We start from the raw sequence: 17,549 nt of genomic DNA, 5'->3' as shown, positions 1-17,549 counted from the left end.
GACGCCATGGACATTCCTCGTATGGGCGTACCCGAGCGGCTCGCCGAGCGCATGAGCATGGCCGAGCAGCACGAGTACCTGCGCGCCCGCTTCTCGCGGCGCACGATGATCAGAGGCGGTGCCGTCACGCTCGGCGCCGTCGCGGGTGGCGCGTTCGTGCCCGGCGCCACCGCCCAGGCCGCCGTTCCGAGCGGCCGCCCCAGCAGCGAGACCGTCGACGGGGCGCACGTCGCCCCCTTCGGCCGCCACCTCGCCTACGGCACCGACCCGCGCACCGAGATGACCGTCTCCTGGCAGGTGCCGGTCGCCGTGAAGAAGCCGTTCATCCGGATCGGCGCCCACCCCTGGGACCTCTCCCGCAAGATCGAAGCCGAGGTCCGCACCCTCTTCACGCCCGCCGGTGTCGGCGCCAGCGGCAACCACACCCAGTACTACGTCCACGCCAAGCTGGCCCGCCTGCGCCCGGGCCGGACGTACTACTACGGCGTCGGCCACGAGGGCTTCGACCCGGCCGAGCCGCACCTGCTGGGCACCCTCGGCACCTTCACCACCGCCCCCGCGCACAAGAAGCCGTTCACCTTCACGGCCTTCGGCGACCAGGGCGTCAGCTACCACGCGCTGGCCAACGACAGCCTGATCCTCGGCCAGAACCCGGCCTTCCACCTGCACGCCGGCGACATCGCCTACGGTGACCCGGCCGGCCAGGGCAGGAGCGACGACACCGGCTTCGACTCGCGGGTGTGGGACCAGTTCCTCGCCCAGACCGAGTCCGTCGCCAAGTCGGTGCCGTGGATGCCCGCCTACGGCAACCACGACATGGAGGCCTGGTACTCGCCCAACGGCTACGGCGGCGAGGAGGCCCGCTGGACCCTCCCGGACAACGGCCCCGACAAGAAGAACCTCCCGGGCGTCTACTCCTTCGTCCACGGCAACACGGCCGTCATCTCCCTCGACGCCAACGACATCTCCTTCGAGATCCCGGCCAACCTGGGCATCTCGGGCGGCACCCAGACCAAGTGGTTCGAGGCGCAGCTCAAGAAGTACCGGGCCGCGCACGACATCGACTTCATCGTCGTGTTCTTCCACCACTGCGCGTACTGCACCTCCACCTCCCACGCCTCCGAGGGCGGGGTCCGGCAGGAGTGGGTGCCGCTGTTCGAGAAGTACACGGTGGACCTGGTCATCAACGGCCACAACCACCAGTACGAGCGCACCGACGTGATCAAGGGGAACAAGGTCGCCAAGAAGCTCCCCATCGGCGGCACCGCCTACCCGGAGACCGACGGCGTGGTGTACGTGACGGCCGGTGCGGCGGGCCGCAGCCTCTACGCGTTCAGCGCCCCGCTGTCCTACGAGGGCAACGAGCACGAGGTGGACTCCGTGGCCTCGTTCGTCAACCTCAAGGACGGCAAGCAGGACGAGACCGTCGCCTGGTCCCGGGTGCGTTACCTCGACTACTCCTTCCTGCGCGTGGATGTCACGCCCGCGCCGAAGGGGCGGCTCGCCACGCTGAAGGTGCGCGGCATCGCCGAGAACGGCGAGCAGGTGGACCACTTCACGGTGGCGCGCAGGGCGAAGTAACGCCCCGGGCTGTCACATCCGCTTCAGGACCGCCTGCTTGGCCGCCGTGAACTCGTCGTCCGTGAGCACGCCCGTGCGGTGCAGCTCACCGAGCTCGCGCAGGCGGCGCAGCAGGGCGTCGTGGTCGTCCTCGGCGGGCGCGACCGGAGGAGAAGGCAGTTCCGGTCGCGCGTCCCGCACGTCGGCGGCGGCGGTCTGGGCCGGGTGCGGAAGCCTGGCCTGGACCGCCGCCGCGACCAGCGCCATCAGCGGGTCCTTCTTGAAGCCCCACAGCTCCACGGCGTTGGGGTCGTACTTGGGCGGGGTCTTGGTGGGCGCGTTGCGCACCACGAAGCGGAGGTGGCCGTTCTCCAGGCCGGCCGCCGGGTGCCACTCCACGCCCGTGATGTCGCCGAGCGCGAGCGTGCGGGTGCCGGCGGCGGCCTTGGCGTCCTCCGTCTTCCAGTTCCACTCCAGGCGTATGCGCTCGCCGTCGAAGCTCGCGGTGCCGTCCCCGGCGGAGACCGAGAGCGGCACGGCCGGTCCCGGCAGCAGGTACTCGGTCACCGGGTCCGTCGGCACCTGGTCCAGCAGCAGCGCGTTGCGGACCTCGTCCGTGAAGTACTCGGCGACCCCGTAGCGGTCGGACTCGACGATCAGCTGGTACGGGTCGTGGGGCTCGGTGAGCCGCCCGCCGGTCGCGTGCAGCAGCGGATCGGCGCCGTCCCGCAGGCGCAGCCGCAGCCGGCCGCTCTTCTTGCCCTGCTCGAACGAGACCCCCGCCAACGCCCCCAGCGGGACGACCAGTTCACCCAGCTCCCTGCGCAGCAGGCTGACGTTCTTGTCCCGCCCGGGGGTCAGCCGCAGGGCGTCGCCGTCGAAGATCCACGAGCCGTCCTTCTGGATGATTTCCGCCATGGGTTGACATCCTCCCCCTCTGAAAGAGCGAGATTCCAACCTATTTGGGTTGAGGTTCACGGGCGCTCGAACGGCTGGTGGCCGTTGTCACCCCTCCGGCACCGCCTGATCGCCGGGGGCGGGGGATCCCGCCCTGTCCTGCCGCGACGTTGATACTGGCGTTGGTGTCCGCATTGCAGGCGAAGTCGCAGGAGGAACAGACGAACTCGGCTTGGCTCTTGCGCGAGTTCTTGTCGATCCATCCGCAGGCACTGCACCGCAGACTGGTGTAGGGGGCGGGCACGTCTTCGACCCGGCCGGGGGCTTTGTGTCCGGTGCGCTGCCGCAGAAGCCCCCAGCCCTGGGCGAGGATCACCCGGTTCAGGCCGGACTTCTGGGCGACGTTCTGGCCGGGCCGCTCCACGGTTCCCTTCGCGGAGCGGGTCATGTTCTTGATGTTCAGCTTCTCGAACCGGATCAAGCCGTAGCAGCGGGCGAGCATGGTGCTGGTCTTCTCGCACCAGTCCTTGCGCCGGTTCGCCTCCCGCGCCTTGAGCCTGGCGGCCTTCGCGTGCTCGGCCGCCTTGGCGGCGCTGCCTTTCGGGGCTCTGGCCGCCCGCCGCTGGTGCTTTCGGATTCGGGCGCGTTCCTTGGCGGTGAGCTGCGGGCAGTTCAGCTTCCGGCCGTCGGACAGGGCAACGGTGACCGTGACACCCCGGTCGATGCCGATCACCGAATCCGTGCCGGGCACAGGGAGCGGTTCAGGGACGAGGGCGAACGCGATATGCCACTGCCCGTTGCGGAAGGTGACCCGAAACGACTTCGCCTCGGGCAGCTTGGCACCCTTGCCTTTGACGCTGAGGCGGAAGCGGACCCAGCCGCAGCCGGGCACCCTGACCTGAGCCCACCGTCGGTTGAGCTTGTGCACCACGACCGACCGGCCCATGACCTGCCTGCCGGTCTTCGCGTTCCGCTTCGGCGACCCGTCCGCGTGATATTCCGGTACGCGGTCGGTGCCGATGACTCGAAAGCCCTCGTGCACATGCTTCCTGCGCCAGGTCGGCTCACCGAACCCGGAAGTGAACCTGGCGTTCTTGGCCCTGGCAAAGTCCTTCAAGGCCTGCTGCTGCACATCCGCGTTCCCCGAGCCCAGCCACTTGTTCTCCCGCCGGGCCTCGGTGAGCTGACGGCACTGCTCCGTGAAACCGGGTGCGCTCCTACGCCACCGCCGCCAGTGCGAGTGCTGCTCAACGGCTAGATTCCACATGTACCGGGCGTGCGCGCAGTGCGTGAGCATCTGCTCGGCCTGCACGGGCGACGGGTACATCCGGAAGCGTGACATGCCACGAACCTAGCCACCCCGTTCCTCTCCCGCGCACGTCTTCGATCAGCGTCACCCATCAGAGTGATCGGCGACGCTGTCGCCCTCCAGGAGCCTCAGCCGCGCCCTGAAGAACAAAGCCACATGACGGGCACCCCGGAGGACCGTACTCCGGGGTGCCCGTCTGTTTGGGGGTCAGAACTCCGCGATCGGGTTCTTCAGGTTGCCCACCAGCTGGAGGGCGCCGGACGGGTCCGCGAGGTCGACCATCTGCTCGTTGTTGCGGAGCTGGAGGCGGTTGAGGCAGGAGAGGGCGAACTCGGGGGTGAACATGTCGTACTGCTTGAACTTGTCGGCCAGTTCGGGCGTCGACTCCTGGTAGGCGCGGGTGACCTCCGCGACCGTGCGCCAGAAGTCGTCCTCCTCCAGGATCCCCTCGGTGGCGAGGTTCGCCGCGAGGAAACGGAAGAAGCAGTCGAAGACGTCCGTGAAGATCGACAGGAGTTTCTTGTCCTCCGGGACCTCCACGCGCAGCCGCTCGACCGTCGGCGGCAGCACCGCGTCCGGGTCCATGACCGCGATCTCCTCGGCGATGTCCTTGTAGATCGCCCGCTGCACCACCCCGTCCTTCAGCACGAGGATGACGTTCTCGCCGTGCGGCATGAAGACCAGGTCGTAGGCGTAGAAGCTGTGCAGCAGCGGGGTGAAGTACGCCTGGAGGTAGCGGCGCAGCCACTCGGTGGGGGCGAGGCCCGACCGCTCGATCAGCGCGCCCGCGACGGAGGCGCCCTGGTCGTCGACGTGGACCAGCGAGGCCATGGTGGCCAGCTGCTCGCCCTCCTGGAGGGACGGCACCGGGCTCTCCCGCCACAGCGCGGCGAGCATCTTGCGGTACGGCGAGTAGCGGTCCGTCGCCTGCTCGTACTCCAGGTGCCGGTAGCCGACGGCGGCCCGCTCGCGGATGATCGACAGGCCCGTGGACTTCAGCACCGGGTCGCCCTCGATGAGCTGGGCCAGCCAGTCGTTGATCGCCGGGGTGGCCTCCATGTAGGCCGCCGACAGGCCGCGCATGAAGCCCATGTTGATGACGGACAGGGCCGTCTTCACGTAGTGCTTCTCGGGGCTGGTCCTGTTGAAGAAGGTGCGGATGGACTGCTGGGCGAGGTATTCGTCGTCGCCCTCGCCCAGGCACACCAGGTGTTTCCGGGCGACCTCGGCCGCGAAGGTGACCGTGAGCTTGTTCCACCACTGCCAGGGGTGGACGGGGATGAGCAGGTAGTCGGCGGGGTCGAGGTCCTGGTCGCGCAGGACGGCGTGGAAGCGCTCGACCGTCTCCGCGCCCAGTTCCTCGCGCAGGAACGACTCGTACTCGATGCCGACGCCGGCCGTGAACGCGGCCCGCGACCGGTGCGCGGCCAGCCACACCAGGCGGACCGGGCTCGCCGTCTCCGGGGCGTACGACAGGTACTCGTGGATGCCGAAGCCGAGCCGGCCGTTGTTGGCGACGAAGCAGGGGTGGCCCTCGGTCATCGAGGTCTCGATGGTCTGGAAGTCGGCGCGGGCCAGCTCGGCCGCCGTGGTCTTCGGCTTGGTGAGCTTGTAGCAGGTGCCGGAGAGGGTGGAGGAGATCTCCTCCAGGTAGACCGGCAGGATGCTGTCGCTCAGGCCCAGGGACTTCTGCAGCTCGATGAAGAAGTCCAGGGCGGCGAGCGGGAGTTCGGCGCCGTCCCGGTGGCGGGTGATCGACTCGGCGTCGACCTGCCAGTGGTCGAGGGCGCGGACCGTCGCCGCGAAGGTGTACCGGGTCAGGCCGTCGTCACTGCGGACGACGTACGTGCCCTCGCCGGTGGCCTCCGGTGTGATGAGGCGCTCGTGCGCGAACTCGGCGAGCGCCTTGCGGATCAGGAGGCGGTTGGCCCGCGCCCAGCGGTGGGGGGACAGATGCGCTACGGCGTCGGACAGGGTCATACGGCAACTCCTCGGGCGGCCAGGAACTGTGCGCGCGTGCAGAAGCTGAGCAGCGCGCGCTTCTCCGGCTTCTGGATCTCGCGCTCGGGTACGAACCCGACGGCCTCGTTCAGGGCGTGGACGGCCTTGTTGTCCACGTCGGGCTCGACGACGACACGTTCCACCGCCGGGTCCTCGAAGAGGTGCTCCATCACGGCGGTTATGACGGACCGGGTGAAGCCGCGCACGGGCCGGTCGGTCGGCGGGGTGAGGAAGTGCATGCCGATGTCGCCCGGCTGCGGCTCGTACAGGCCGACCAGTTCGCGGTGGGCCGGGTCGTACTTCTCCATCAGGAAGGCGGGGACACCGTCCTGGAGGCCGAGCTCGGCGTGGTGGTGCTCGTCGGCCGCGATCTCCATGTAGGCGCGCTCGACGTCCTCCAGTTTCGCGTCCTGCATCATCCAGAAGGCGGCCTTGGGGTGGGTGACCCAGGAGTGCAGGAGCTCGGCGTCCTTCAGCGGGTCGAGGGGGCGGAACGTGAAGGTCATACGGCGAACTCCTGGAACGCGATCGTCTTCTCCACCGGGTAGTACTCGGAGCCGAGCAGCTCGCGGATGATGTACGCGTTCCGGTAGGGGCCCATGCCCAGGTCGGGGCTGGTGATGCTGTGGGTGTGGACGCCGGCGTTCTGCAGGAAGATCCCCCGGCCGGTGACGTCGATGGCGTAGTTGCGCCCCACGTCGAAGTTGCCCCGGGAGTCGTAGCGCAGGCGGTCGCGGACCGGCTCGAGGAACTCCGGCTCGGCGTAGCGGTAGCCCGTGGCCAGGATCAGGCCCTCGGAGGTCAGCTCGAAGTCCTTCTCCTGCTCCTCCTGGCGGAAGGACAGGGTGTACGTGCCGTTCTCGTACGAGGCCGCGGTCAGCGCGGAGTTGGTGAGCAGCCGCGTCGGGACCGGGCCGCCGAGGTTCTTCTGGTAGAGCAGGTCGAAGATCTCGTTGATCAGGTCGCCGTCAATGCCCTTGAACAGGCTCTTCTGCTCGGCCGTGAGGCGGTAGCGGGTGGCCTCGGGCAGCTCGCGGAAGTAGTCGACGTACTCGGGGGACGTCATCTCCAGCGTGAGCTTGGTGTACTCCAGCGGGAAGAAGCGCGGGGAGCGGGTGACCCAGTTCAGGCGGTAGCCGTGGACGTCGATCTCGCTGAGCAGGTCGTAGTAGATCTCGGCCGCCGACTGGCCCGAGCCGACCAGCGTGATCGAGTCCTTCTTCTGCAGCTCCTCCTTGTGCCGGAGGTAACGGGAGTTGTGGATGAAGTCGCCGCCCAGGCCCTGGCAGGCCTCGGGGATGTGGGGCGGGGTGCCGGTGCCGAGGACCAGGTGACGGGCGCGGAACACGTCCCCGGCCTCGGTGCGCACGACGTAGACGTCGTCCTCGTAGGTCACCTCCGTCACCGTCGTGCTGAAGCGGATGCTGCTCAGCTTGTTCGCGGCCCAGCGGCAGTAGTCGTCGTACTCGACCCGCAGCGGGTAGAAGTTCTCGCGGATGTAGAACGAGTACAGTCGGCCCTTCTCCTTCAGGTAGTTCAGGAAGGAGTACGGCGATGTCGGGTCGGCGAGGGTGACCAGGTCCGACATGAACGGCGTCTGGAGGTGGGCGCCGTCGAGGAACATCCCCGCGTGCCACTCGAAGTCGGGCTTCGACTCCAGGAAGACGCCGTCGAGTTCGGCGATGGGCTCGGTCAGGCAGGCCAGGCCGAGGTTGAAGGGGCCGAGCCCGATGCCCACGAAGTCATGGGTTCCGGTCGGGGTGTCAGGACGCGCGGTCAAGGGATTCTCCCAGGTACTGCTCGGCGTGGCCGGCGATCAGGTCGAGGACGGCGGCGATGTCGGACGCCTGCGTCTCGGGGTTGAGCAGGGTGAACTTCAGGTAGTGGCGACCGCCGACCTTGGTGCCCGCGACGATGGCGTCACCGGAGGCGAACAGGGCCTTGCGGGCGTAGAGGTTGGCGCGGTCGATCTCGGCCGGGTCGGTGACTGCGGCCGGGATGTAGCGGAAGACGAGGGTGGACAGGCTCGGCTCGACGACGACGTCGAAGCGCGGGTCGGCGGCGAGCAGCTTCCAGCCCTCCTGGGCCAGTTCGCACACCTCGTCGAAGAGCTGCCCGATGCCGTCGGCGCCCATGGTCCGCAGCGTCATCCACAGCTTGAGGGCGTCGAAGCGGCGGGTGGTCTGCAGGGACTTGTCCACCTGGTTGGGGATACGTTCCTGCGCCATGCGGCGCGGGTTGAGGTACTCGGCGTGGTAGGTGGCGTGGCGCAGCGTCGTGGCGTCCCGTACCAGCACGGCCGAGGAACTGACCGGCTGGAAGAAGGACTTGTGGTAGTCGACGGTGACCGAGTCGGCGCGCTCGATGCCGTCGATGCGGTCGCGGTGCTTCAGGGAGGCGAGCAGGCCGCAGCCGTAGGCGGCGTCGACGTGCATCCAGGTGGTGAACTGCTCGCACAGCTCGGCGATCTCGGGCAGCGGGTCGATGGAGCCGAAGTCGGTGGTGCCGGCGGTGGCGACGACGGCCATGGGGACGAGGCCGTCCGCCGTGCAGCGCTCCAGCTCGCGGGCGAGGGCGACGGTCTGCATGCGCTTGTCGTGGTCGACGGGTATGGAGACCACGGCGTCCTGGCCGAGCCCGAGGAGCTTCGCGGACTTCTTCACGCTGAAGTGGCTGACCTCGGAGGCGAAGATGCGCAGTTTGGCGAGCGTGTTGGTCTTGGCCTCCTCGCGGGCGAGCAGCAGCGCCTGGAGGTTGGACTGGGTGCCGCCGGAGGTGAACACGCCGTCGGCGTTCTCGCCGAGGCCGATGCGGGCCGTCGTCCAGTCGATCAGTTTCCGCTCGATGAGCGTGCCGCCGGCGGACTGGTCCCAGGTGTCCAGGGAGGAGTTCACGGCGGACAGGACGGCCTCGCCCAGCACGGCCGGGATGACGACCGGGCAGTTGAGGTGGGCCAGGTAGCGCGGGTGGTGGAAGTAGATCGCGTCCCGGAGGTAGACCTCCTCCAGTTCGTCGAGCACCGCGGCGGTGTCGTGCAGTGGCTGGTCGAGGTCGATCTCGTCGACGCGGGGAGCGAGGGCGTCGACGCTGACGCCGGTGAACGGCCGGTCGGTGGCGGCGATTTTGGCGGCCACCCGCTCGACTCCTTCGGTCACGGAGCGGCGGTACTGCTCCGCGGTGGTGTCGTTGAGCAGGTGCGAGCGCATGTGGGGGTCCTCCGGTGGGGACAGTCCGGTGCGGGACAGGGGCGAGCCCGATCTAACTTAGGTAAGCCTAACCTAAGTTGATCGAGGGGAGGTCAGCCCCTGCCGTGACTGTGGTCACTCAGATCACTTGGGTCGTGTGGGGTCGGGTCCGCGGGGCTATCCCTCGGCCCGCAGCTGCTCCTCGGTCACGCCACGGCGCCAGTAGCCGACGAACGTGACCCGCCGCCGGTCGATCCCGCGCTCGCGCACGAAGTGCCGGCGCAGCTCCTTCACGCAGCCGGACTCGCCGGCGATCCAGACGTACGGCCGCTCGGCGACCGGGAGTTGGGCGTCGCGGAGGGCGTCGAGGGCCATGGGGGACCCCTCGCGGTCCTTCTCCCGCACGAGCCAGGTGATCTCGGCGTCGGCCTCCGTCACCAGGTCCTGGACGTCCCCGGCGTGGGGCACCTCCAGCCAGACCCGGGCGCGGGTGCCGGCCGGCAGCGACTCGACGATGGCCGAGGCGGCCGGTACGGCGGTCTCGTCGCCCCAGACGACCACCAGGTCGGTGTCCTCCGGCGGCCGGAAGCGGATCGCCCGGTTGTCGGCGACGGCCGGGCCGAGCAGCAGCACCCGGTCCCCGGCGGCGGCCCGGGCCGCCCAGCGGGAGGCGGGCCCGGCCTGGACGGCGGAGCCCGGCTCGATGCCGTGCAGGGCGAAGTCGATGTCGATCTCGTCCGGGTCGCGGCGCAGCGCGCGCAGCGTGTACGACCGCATCACGGCCCGTACGTCGTCCGGCAGTTCACGCCAGCCCTGCCACCACCCGTCACCCAGCTCGAGCGGAACGACCGGCTCGGGCTGCCCCGGGTGCGGCAGGAACAGGGACAGCGACTGGTCGCGCCCGTCGGAGTGGAAGGCGTGCAGGTCGGGCCCGCCGAAGGTGACCCGGACCAGAGACGGCCCGAGCAGCCTCGTCCGCACGACCTGCAGCGAGAAGAAACGGAACGGGGCGGCTACGGCGGTGGTCATGGATGTACTCCTGAGTCGTCGTCAGGGGGTGGGGGGCTCGCCCTTCAGGGGCGCGGGGAACTGCGCGAGCAGCCACGGCGGGCCCGCAGCCGCAGACCCCGGCACGCCCCCACGGCGCCGAACGCCTAGCTGACCTTCTTCGCGTTCTCGATGGCCTTCGCCAGGTTCTCCACCAACGGCACGCACTTGTCGTAGGACAGGATCGGCTCGGGCGAACGCGCGATGACCTGCCCGGCCTTGACCGCGGGCAGCTTCTTCCAGGTCGCCTCGGTGATGTCCGCCGGCTGGATCGTCGAGGACCGGTCGTCCATCATGATGATGTCCGCCGGGTACTTGTCGACGTTCTCCCAGCTCAGGCTCTCGAACCAGCCGCCGCCCTGCGCCTTGGCCTTCTCCGGCGGTTCGACGAAGTTCACGCCGAGGGCCTTGAAGTACTCCAGGTCGACGGAGAGGTTGGTGCCGGAGACGTAGAAGAGCTCCTGGCTCGCGGAGCCGGCCATCACCTTGATGTCGGGGTGGGCCTTGGCGGCCTTGCGGAGACGCTCGGAGGCCTCCTCGAACCGCTTCTTGGCGTCGGTGACCTTCGCGGCCTTCATGTCGCCGCCGAGGGACTCGGCCAGCTCCCACATGCGCTGCAGCGGGGCGGTGAGCTGACGGTCGTAGACGGAGATGCCGACGCTCGGGGCGAGCTTGGCGATCTTGTCCTTCGAGGCCTCGGGGACGTACCAGAGGGTGCCGGCCGAGTCGAACATCGTGGTGATCAGCACGTCGGGGGCGAGGGCGGCGTACTTCTCGACGTTGAACTGGTCCCAGGTGTTGCCGAGGATGGTCACCTTGCTGATGTCCATGTCGCCGGCCTGGACGTCGGGCTTGCCGGCCTGCGTCTTGGTGGGGCCGAAGACGCCCTTGACGGAGACGCCGTAGTCGTACAGGGCGGCGGCGACACCGGTGAAGGCGACGATGTTCGCGGGTACCTTGTCGAGCTGGACGGTCTTGCCGCGGTCGTCCTTGAAGGACCACGGACCGGACTTGGCGGACGCCGTCGATTCCGAGCCGCCGTCCTTGGAGTCCTCGCTGCCGCACGCGGTCACGAGGGCGCCGAGTCCGAGTGCGCCACCGGCGGCGAGGAGGCCGCGGCGGGAGAAGCGGGCGGTTCTGGCGTTCGACATGGGTGGGTCTGCTTTCGTACGTACGGAGCCACTGCGGGCGCGGCTGATGGCCACTTGGCTGGAATCAAGCTTAGGTTAGCCTAACCTCAGATCTTGTCCAGGGGGGCCCTGGTATCCGTGCCCGGGGTAGCGGGCGGGGATGCCCTAGGTAGCAGTGATCCGAATCACGAGTGCGGCCCCGCCTATGACATGAGGCGGCGCTTCACGGCCCGGACCAGGTCCGTACGGGCCACCCGCAGTGCGAACCCCGCCTGCCCGTCCCGGACGGGCTTCGCGTACCAGGGGAGGCCGCGGCGGCGCCAGCCGGCGGGGGCGAGGCTCGCGGGGAGCGGCGGCAGCTCCAAGGCCCAGGATCCGAGCCGTAGTCGGCCCCGCCACAGCCCGGCCGGCAACCCGGTCACCGGCACCCGTACGACGAAGTCGCCACCGGACTGCGAGGCCGGGCGGGCCGGGAAGACGGCGGTGCCGCCCCGGCCGTCCTCCAGGTGGACGGCGAGAGCGCCGTCCGGGAAGGAGGCGAGGGTGCACCGGCCGGCGAACTCCAGCTCCGTGGCCGCGCCCGGGGCCCACCGCGGGTCGCGCAGGCTCAGCTGCGGCAGCACCTTGTGCTTGCGTTCGCCGATGTCGAGCGTGAAGTTGCCGTGCGGTCTGGTGGTGTAGAGCGTGACCGCGCGGGTCTCCTCGCCGTGGCGCACGATGTGGGTCGCCGCCGCCCCGGAGACCCCTGCGTCCCGTTTGCTGCCGATGCGCACCTCGCGGGAGATGCCCTGGGCGCCGATCGCCAGGGAGACGTCCCAGAGCCCGTCGGGGAGGGGTGATCCGCCACCGGCGGTCGTGATGTCGACGGACGCTTCGAAACCGGCCCTCTCGTAGCGGTACCGGCCCTTGTCCTCCGCCTCGCCGAGTCCGGGCGTCTCGGTGGGGGTGACGGGCAGCCGGTGCTCCTGGCCGCTGTCCCGTTCGCGCAGCACGAGTTCGGTGGAGACGTCGTCGGTGGCCACCCGGTGCAGGTAGCCGTGCCCGGCGAGGTACAGCACGGTTCCGCGCAGTTCGGCCCGGGTGACGCGGTGGCGCACCCCGAGCTGGCGGGTGACGTCGTAGCAGGAGTCGGGGATGGCGCGGGACGGGTCGCGCAGGTAGGGGTAGCGGGCGTAGGCGCGGCCCTGGTCGACGAGGACGGGGGTGGCGACGCCGCTTCTGCCCAGCTCGCGCTCGAAGCGGACCAGTTCGAGCAGCTCGTCCAGCATGGTGTGGCGGACGAGGTGCAGCCGCAGCCGGGCCATCGCCGACAACTGGTCGTCCAGCCCCTCGTGCCACAGCGGGGCGATGACCTCGGCGAGCCGGGCCAGGGCCTTCTCCTGCTCGGGGCGGGGCTCGTGCACCAGGTGGTCGAGGAGCTGCCGCACCTCGACGGTCAGATGGCGGTGGGCCAGGTGGTCGCGGCCGGGGCCGGGCGGCACCTGCTCCAGGAGCAGGTCGACGACGCGCGGCAGGAAGCGCAGACGGGGTTCGGTGCCGCCCGTCCGCAGCGTGATGTTGCCGCTGTCCTCGCGCTCGACCCAGAACAGGCAGTCGTAGTCGGCGAGTACGGATATGCCGTCCGCGTGCAGATAGGCCGGGCCGACGAAAAGCTGGTCCTCGCCGATTTTCAGGTCCGTCGGGAAGCGCAGTTCCAGCCGCTCCAGAAGCTCGCGGCGGAACAGCTTCATGGGGTTGAGGGTCCAGTACACCCGGGACGAGAAGACGTCGGTGCGCGGCTGGTTGCGCCGGAACATCGAGGTGGGCGCCCCGCGTCCGCCGACCCCCACCATCTTGCCGAGCACGATGTCGGTGCCGTTCTCCTCGGCCATGGCGACCATGCGTTCCAGGGCCTCGGGGCCCAGGTAGTCGTCGGCGTCGAGGAAGAAGACGAACCTGCCCCGGGCGTGGTCGAGCCCCGTGTTCCGGGGCGCCGAGGGGCCCCCGGAATTCGCCTGGTGGAAGACGCGCAGCAGCCCCGGGTACTCCCGCGCGAGCCGGTCGAGTTCCTCGCCCGTCCCGTCGGTCGAACCGTCGTCGACGGCGAGGATTTCCACCGCGTCCCGGCCGATGCTCTGCTCGGCGACGGATAGGACGCAACGCGTGAGATACGGCATCGCGTTGTAAGCAGCGATCACCACGGAAACGGCAGGGCCGGCCAACGTCATGCTCCCCCGGAGAAACGAGGCACGCCCCCTCGTCCGGCTTGGTCAGCATGCGCCGGTGGTCAATCGGCGCAGGGGAAAGTGCCATTTGTGCCGTGAAGGTACCATGAGGTAGGCGTGGCCACGAAGTGAAGATCTGAGGAAGTGTCGGCTCGGAGCGCCTTTCGGCCGGTTGTCAGCCCACGAGCCCCAACTCCCGGGCGATCAGCATCCGCTGGACCTCGCTCGTGCCCTCGCCGATCTCCAGGATCTTGGAGTCGCGCCACATGCGGGCGACCGGGTACTCGTTCATGAAGCCGTAGCCGCCGTGGATCTGGGTGGCTTCCCGGGCGTTGTCGACGGCGATGGTGGAGGAGTGGAGCTTGGCCAGGGCCGCCTCCTTCTTGAAGGGTTCACCGGCGACCAGGCGGGCCGCCGCGTCGCGCCAGGCCAGGCGGGCCGTGTGGGCCTTCATCTCCATGTCGGCGATCTTGAACTGGATCGCCTGGTTCGCGGCGATCGGCTTGCCGAAGGCGTGCCGTTCCTTGGCGTACTTGACCGACTCGTCGACGCAGCCCTGGGCGAGGCCCGTCGCCAGGGCGGCGATCGCGATGCGGCCCTCGTCGAGGATGCGCAGGAACTGGGCGTAGCCGCGGCCCTCCTCGCCCAGGAGGTTCGCCGCCGGGACACGGACGTCCGTGAAGGACAGCTCGCGGGTGTCCGAGGCGTTCCAGCCGACCTTCGAGTAGGGGGCCGCGACCGTGAAGCCGGGCGTGCCGGACGGGACGATGATCGAGGAGATCTGGGGCTTGCCGTCGGGGGTGCGGCCGGTGACCGCCGTGACCGTGACCAGGCCCGTGATGTCCGTGCCCGAGTTGGTGATGAAGCACTTCGTGCCGTTGATGACCCACTCGTTCGTCGACGCGTCCAGGCGGGCCGTCGTGCGCGTCGCGCCCGCGTCGCTGCCGCCGTCCGGTTCCGTCAGACCGAACGCGCCCAGGACCTCGCCGGAGCAGAGGCGGGGGAGCCACTCCCGCTTCTGGTCTTCCGTGCCGTAGCGGTAGATGGGCATCGCGCCGAGGGAGACGCCGGCTTCGAGCGTGATGGCGACCGAGGAGTCCACCCGCGCCAGTTCCTCCAGGGCCACGCCGAGGGCCAGGTAGTCGCCGCCCATGCCGCCGTACTCCTCGGGGAACGGCAGGCCGAACAGGCCCATGCGGCCCATCTCCCGGACGATCTCGTACGGGAACTCGTGCCGCTCGTAGAAGTCGCCGATCTTCGGCGCCACCACCTCGTGTGCGAACTCCTCGACCGTGCGGCGGAGTTCCTCCAGCTCGGGGGAGAGACGGTAGTCCATGGTGATCAGTGCTCCTCGGTGTCCTCGTGGGACAGGGCTCGGACGGTGCGGGACGGGCTGGGTCGGCCCAGGTGGGCGGCCATCCACGTGCTCGTGGCGACGAGGCGGCCGAGGTCGATGCCGGTGTCGATGCCGAGGCCCCGCAGCATCCACACGAGGTCTTCGGTGGCGAGGTTCCCGGTCGCCGACTTCGCGTAGGGGCAGCCGCCCAGGCCGCCCGCCGAGGCGTCGACCGTCGTCACGCCCTGCTGGAGGGCGGTCAGCGTGTTGGCGAGGGCCTGGCCGTAGGTGTCGTGGAAGTGGACGCCGAGGGCGGACGGGGGGATCCCCGCCTCGTCGAGGGCCGCGAGGAGCGCCACCACGTGGCCCGGGGTCGCCACGCCGATCGTGTCGCCCAGGCTCAGTTCGTCGCAGCCCAGGTCCATCAGGGCCCGGCAGACCTTCACCACCTGGGGGATCGGGACCGGGCCCTCCCAGGGGTCGCCGAAGCACATGGAGAGATACCCGCGGACGTGCACGTCGTCCGCCTTCGCCCGGGCCACCACCGGCTCGAACATCGCCAGGGCCTCGTCCACCGTGCGGTTGAGGTTGGCCTTGGCGAAGGACTCCGTGGCGCTGGCGAAGACCGCGACCCGGCGGGCGCCGAGCGCCAGGGCGCGGTCCAGGCCCCGCTCGTTCGGGACGAGGACCGGGAGCGCCACCGGGAGGTCGCCCACGAGCGGGAACAGCTGCTCCGCGTCGGCCAGTTGGGGGACCCACTTGGGGTGGACGAAGCTCGTCGCCTCGATCGTCGTCAGGCCGGCGTCGGCCAGGCGGCGGATGAACTCCGCCTTGACCTCCGTGGGGACCGTCGCCTGCTCGTTCTGCAGGCCGTCGCGCGCGCCCACCTCGTGGATGCGGACCCGGGTGGGGAGGTTCCCGGCCGGGACGGCCATCGGGAGCCCTGGGACTGTCATTCCGCCGCCTCCTCGTTCGGTGCGATGACCGCCAGGACCTGGTCCATGGCGACCGTGCTGCCGGGCGCCACGTCCAGCTCGGTGACCTTGCCGGCGTGCGGGGCGGAGATGACGTGCTCCATCTTCATCGCCTCCACCACCAGCAGGCTCTGACCGGCGCTCACCTCGTCGCCGACGGCGACCTTGACCACCGTCACCGTGCCGGGCATGGGCGCGGTGAGGGAGTCGGCGCCCGCCTGCCCCGCCCGGGTCAGGGACGCGGCGACCGGGTCGTGGTCGCGGGCGTGCCAGGCGTCGCCGTCGCGGCCGAGCCAGTCGGCGGCACGGTGGAAGGTGTGCCGGACGCCGTCCAGGGTCACCGCGACCCGGTCGTCGGTGACCGTGGCCGTGCCGCGCGGGGTGTACTCCAGGGGGTCCTGCACCTTCAGGTGGAAGGCGGGTGGCTTCCGGGCGCCGCCCAGGCGCCAGCCGCTCGGCACCGAGAACGGGTCCGTCCAGCCGCCCGGCTCGGGCCTCAGGGCCTCCAGACGGACGGCCGCCGCCGCCTCGTAGACCTCCTCGGGGACGTCCGTCGGGACCAGGCTCTCCACCTCGCGCTCGACCAGGCCGGTGTCCATGTCGCCGGAGACCACCGCCGGGTGGGCGAGCAGGCGGCGCAGGAAGCCGGCGTTGGTCTGCACGCCCAGCGTGACCGTCTCCGCCAGGGCCGCGCGGAGCTTGCGCAGGGCCGTCGCCCGGTCGGGGCCGTAGGCGATGACCTTGGAGAGCATCGGGTCGTAGAGGCTGCCGACCTCGGTGCCCTCGGTGAGGCCCGAGTCGGTGCGCACGCCGTCGCCCTGCGGTTCGCGGAGCCTGAGGACCGTGCCGCCGGAGGGGAGGAAGCCGCGGGCCGGGTCCTCGGCGCAGATGCGGGCCTCCACGGCGTGCCCGGTCAGGCGTACGTCCTCCTGGGTGAAGCCGAGGGGCTCGTCGGCCGCGACGCGCAGCTGCCACTCGACCAGGTCCAGGCCCGTGACCAGTTCCGTGACCGGGTGCTCCACCTGGAGGCGGGTGTTCATCTCCATGAAGTAGTACGACGACGGGTCGTTGCCCGGGACGATGAACTCCACCGTGCCCGCGCCCCGGTAGCCGCAGGAGCGGGCCGCCTGGACCGCCGCCTCGCCCATCGCGGCACGCGTCTCCTCGTCGAGCAGGACGCTCGGCGCCTCCTCGATGATCTTCTGGTGGCGGCGCTGCAGGGAGCACTCGCGCTCGCCCAGGTGGACCACGTTGCCGTGGCCGTCGGCCAGGACCTGGATCTCGATGTGGCGGGGCCGGTCGATCCAGCGCTCCACGAGGAGCGTGTCGTCGCCGAAGGAGGCGCGGGCCTCGCGGCGGGCCGAGGCGATCTCGTCCTCCAGGCGGGTCAGGTCCCGGACCAGGCGCATGCCCTTGCCGCCGCCGCCCGCGCTGGGCTTCAGGAGCACGGGCGCGCCCAGCTCGCGGGCCGCCTCGGCCAGGTCCGGGTCCCGGCCGCCGGGCACCACCGGCACCCCGGCTTCCCGGACCGTCTCCTTGGCGCGGATCTTGTCGCCCATCAGGGCGATCGCGTCCGCCGGAGGGCCGATGAAGACCAGGCCGGCCTCGGCGCAGGCGCGCGCGAAGGCGGCGTTCTCGGCGAGGAAGCCGTAGCCCGGGTGGACCGCCTGCGCGCCCGTGCGGGCCGCCGCCTCCAGCAGGCGCTCCGCCGACAGGTAGCTCTCGGACGCCGGGGCCGGGCCGATCCGCACCGCCGTGTCCGCCTCGCGGACGTGCCGGGCGTCGGCGTCCGCGTCGGAGAAGACGGCCACCGAGCGTACGCCCATCGACCGCAGCGTCCGGATGACGCGTACGGCGATCTCGCCCCGGTTGGCCACCAGCACTGTCTCGAACATCGTCGTCCGTC

At 70.2% G+C, this 17,549-nt stretch carries 13 protein-coding genes; 1 reads left to right on the top strand and 12 read right to left on the bottom strand.

The window, feature by feature from the left end:
- Positions 1 to 21: 21 nt before the first annotated feature.
- Positions 22 to 1,581, top strand: a complete 1,560-nt coding sequence (locus ABZ386_RS28280; RefSeq protein WP_356500970.1) for a metallophosphoesterase family protein — start codon at positions 22 to 24, stop codon at positions 1,579 to 1,581.
- A gap of 12 nt (positions 1,582 to 1,593) precedes the next feature.
- On the opposite strand, the gene ABZ386_RS28275 is transcribed toward ABZ386_RS28280, so the two are convergent.
- The 12 genes from ABZ386_RS28275 to ABZ386_RS28220 all read right to left on the bottom strand — a co-directional run bounded on the left by ABZ386_RS28275 (position 1,594) and on the right by ABZ386_RS28220 (position 17,538).
- A complete protein-coding gene (locus ABZ386_RS28275) occupies positions 1,594 to 2,478 on the bottom strand; it encodes a DUF4429 domain-containing protein (RefSeq protein ID WP_351341772.1) in 885 nt (294 codons plus the stop codon).
- Between the two features lie 40 nt (positions 2,479 to 2,518).
- Positions 2,519 to 3,799 carry a transposase gene (locus ABZ386_RS28270; protein WP_358966392.1) on the bottom strand — a complete coding sequence of 427 codons (1,281 nt, stop codon included), beginning with the start codon at positions 3,797 to 3,799 and terminating at the stop codon, positions 2,519 to 2,521.
- Between the two features lie 174 nt (positions 3,800 to 3,973).
- A complete protein-coding gene (locus ABZ386_RS28265; RefSeq protein WP_358966390.1) occupies positions 3,974 to 5,746 on the bottom strand; it encodes an IucA/IucC family siderophore biosynthesis protein in 1,773 nt (590 codons plus the stop codon).
- The gene (locus ABZ386_RS28260) at positions 5,743 to 6,273 is read right to left on the bottom strand and encodes a GNAT family N-acetyltransferase (protein WP_356670062.1); all 531 of its coding nucleotides are present in this window, start codon (positions 6,271 to 6,273) and stop codon (positions 5,743 to 5,745) included. The genes ABZ386_RS28265 and ABZ386_RS28260 overlap by 4 nt, the downstream gene beginning before the upstream one ends.
- The gene (locus ABZ386_RS28255; RefSeq protein ID WP_358966387.1) at positions 6,270 to 7,547 is read right to left on the bottom strand and encodes a lysine N(6)-hydroxylase/L-ornithine N(5)-oxygenase family protein; all 1,278 of its coding nucleotides are present in this window, start codon (positions 7,545 to 7,547) and stop codon (positions 6,270 to 6,272) included. The genes ABZ386_RS28260 and ABZ386_RS28255 overlap by 4 nt, the downstream gene beginning before the upstream one ends.
- Positions 7,531 to 8,973, bottom strand: coding sequence for a lysine decarboxylase DesA (gene desA / locus ABZ386_RS28250; protein ID WP_356616301.1), 1,443 nt, complete (start codon positions 8,971 to 8,973; stop codon positions 7,531 to 7,533). Before desA ends, ABZ386_RS28255 begins: the two co-directional genes overlap by 17 nt.
- A 156-nt stretch (positions 8,974 to 9,129) precedes the next feature.
- Entirely contained in the window at positions 9,130 to 9,981 is an 852-nt protein-coding gene (locus ABZ386_RS28245; protein ID WP_358966383.1) for a siderophore-interacting protein, read from the bottom strand.
- A 125-nt stretch (positions 9,982 to 10,106) separates the two neighbouring features.
- Positions 10,107 to 11,150: an ABC transporter substrate-binding protein gene (locus tag ABZ386_RS28240; protein ID WP_351341754.1), complete on the bottom strand. Its 1,044-nt coding sequence runs from the start codon at positions 11,148 to 11,150 to the stop codon at positions 10,107 to 10,109.
- A 182-nt stretch (positions 11,151 to 11,332) separates the two neighbouring features.
- The gene (locus ABZ386_RS28235) at positions 11,333 to 13,336 is read right to left on the bottom strand and encodes a glycosyltransferase family 2 protein (RefSeq protein ID WP_358966380.1); all 2,004 of its coding nucleotides are present in this window, start codon (positions 13,334 to 13,336) and stop codon (positions 11,333 to 11,335) included.
- A gap of 172 nt (positions 13,337 to 13,508) precedes the next feature.
- A complete protein-coding gene (locus ABZ386_RS28230; RefSeq protein ID WP_351341748.1) occupies positions 13,509 to 14,669 on the bottom strand; it encodes an acyl-CoA dehydrogenase family protein in 1,161 nt (386 codons plus the stop codon).
- Between the two features lie 5 nt (positions 14,670 to 14,674).
- Positions 14,675 to 15,625 (bottom strand): hydroxymethylglutaryl-CoA lyase, encoded by a 951-nt coding sequence (locus ABZ386_RS28225; protein WP_358966377.1) that lies wholly within the window; start codon positions 15,623 to 15,625, stop codon positions 14,675 to 14,677.
- Positions 15,622 to 17,538, bottom strand: coding sequence for an acetyl/propionyl/methylcrotonyl-CoA carboxylase subunit alpha (locus ABZ386_RS28220; RefSeq protein WP_358966374.1), 1,917 nt, complete (start codon positions 17,536 to 17,538; stop codon positions 15,622 to 15,624). Before ABZ386_RS28220 ends, ABZ386_RS28225 begins: the two co-directional genes overlap by 4 nt.
- Positions 17,539 to 17,549 lie beyond the last annotated feature (11 nt).

Origin of the sequence: Streptomyces sp. NPDC006140, assembly GCF_040628815.1 — a bacterium.
Classification (GTDB): domain Bacteria; phylum Actinomycetota; class Actinomycetes; order Streptomycetales; family Streptomycetaceae; genus Streptomyces.
Note: the sequence above shows the minus strand (reverse complement) of the source record. Positions and strands in the feature narration are given on the sequence as shown.

Excerpts from the sequence above, each read along its gene's own strand:
- ABZ386_RS28280 (WP_356500970.1), top strand. The coding sequence starts at position 22 with ATGGGCGTACCCGAGCGGCTCGCCGAGCGCATGAGCATGGCCGAGCAG.
- ABZ386_RS28260 (WP_356670062.1), bottom strand. The coding sequence starts at position 6,273 with ATGACCTTCACGTTCCGCCCCCTCGACCCGCTGAAGGACGCCGAGCTC.
- ABZ386_RS28230 (WP_351341748.1), bottom strand. The coding sequence starts at position 14,669 with ATGGACTACCGTCTCTCCCCCGAGCTGGAGGAACTCCGCCGCACGGTC.
- ABZ386_RS28275 (WP_351341772.1), bottom strand. The coding sequence starts at position 2,478 with ATGGCGGAAATCATCCAGAAGGACGGCTCGTGGATCTTCGACGGCGAC.
- ABZ386_RS28225 (WP_358966377.1), bottom strand. The coding sequence starts at position 15,625 with ATGACAGTCCCAGGGCTCCCGATGGCCGTCCCGGCCGGGAACCTCCCC.
- ABZ386_RS28245 (WP_358966383.1), bottom strand. The coding sequence starts at position 9,981 with ATGACCACCGCCGTAGCCGCCCCGTTCCGTTTCTTCTCGCTGCAGGTC.
- ABZ386_RS28265 (WP_358966390.1), bottom strand. The coding sequence starts at position 5,746 with ATGACCCTGTCCGACGCCGTAGCGCATCTGTCCCCCCACCGCTGGGCG.
- desA (WP_356616301.1), bottom strand. The coding sequence starts at position 8,973 with ATGCGCTCGCACCTGCTCAACGACACCACCGCGGAGCAGTACCGCCGC.
- ABZ386_RS28240 (WP_351341754.1), bottom strand. The coding sequence starts at position 11,150 with ATGTCGAACGCCAGAACCGCCCGCTTCTCCCGCCGCGGCCTCCTCGCC.
- ABZ386_RS28235 (WP_358966380.1), bottom strand. The coding sequence starts at position 13,336 with ATGACGTTGGCCGGCCCTGCCGTTTCCGTGGTGATCGCTGCTTACAAC.
- ABZ386_RS28270 (WP_358966392.1), bottom strand. The coding sequence starts at position 3,799 with ATGTCACGCTTCCGGATGTACCCGTCGCCCGTGCAGGCCGAGCAGATG.
- ABZ386_RS28220 (WP_358966374.1), bottom strand. The coding sequence starts at position 17,538 with ATGTTCGAGACAGTGCTGGTGGCCAACCGGGGCGAGATCGCCGTACGC.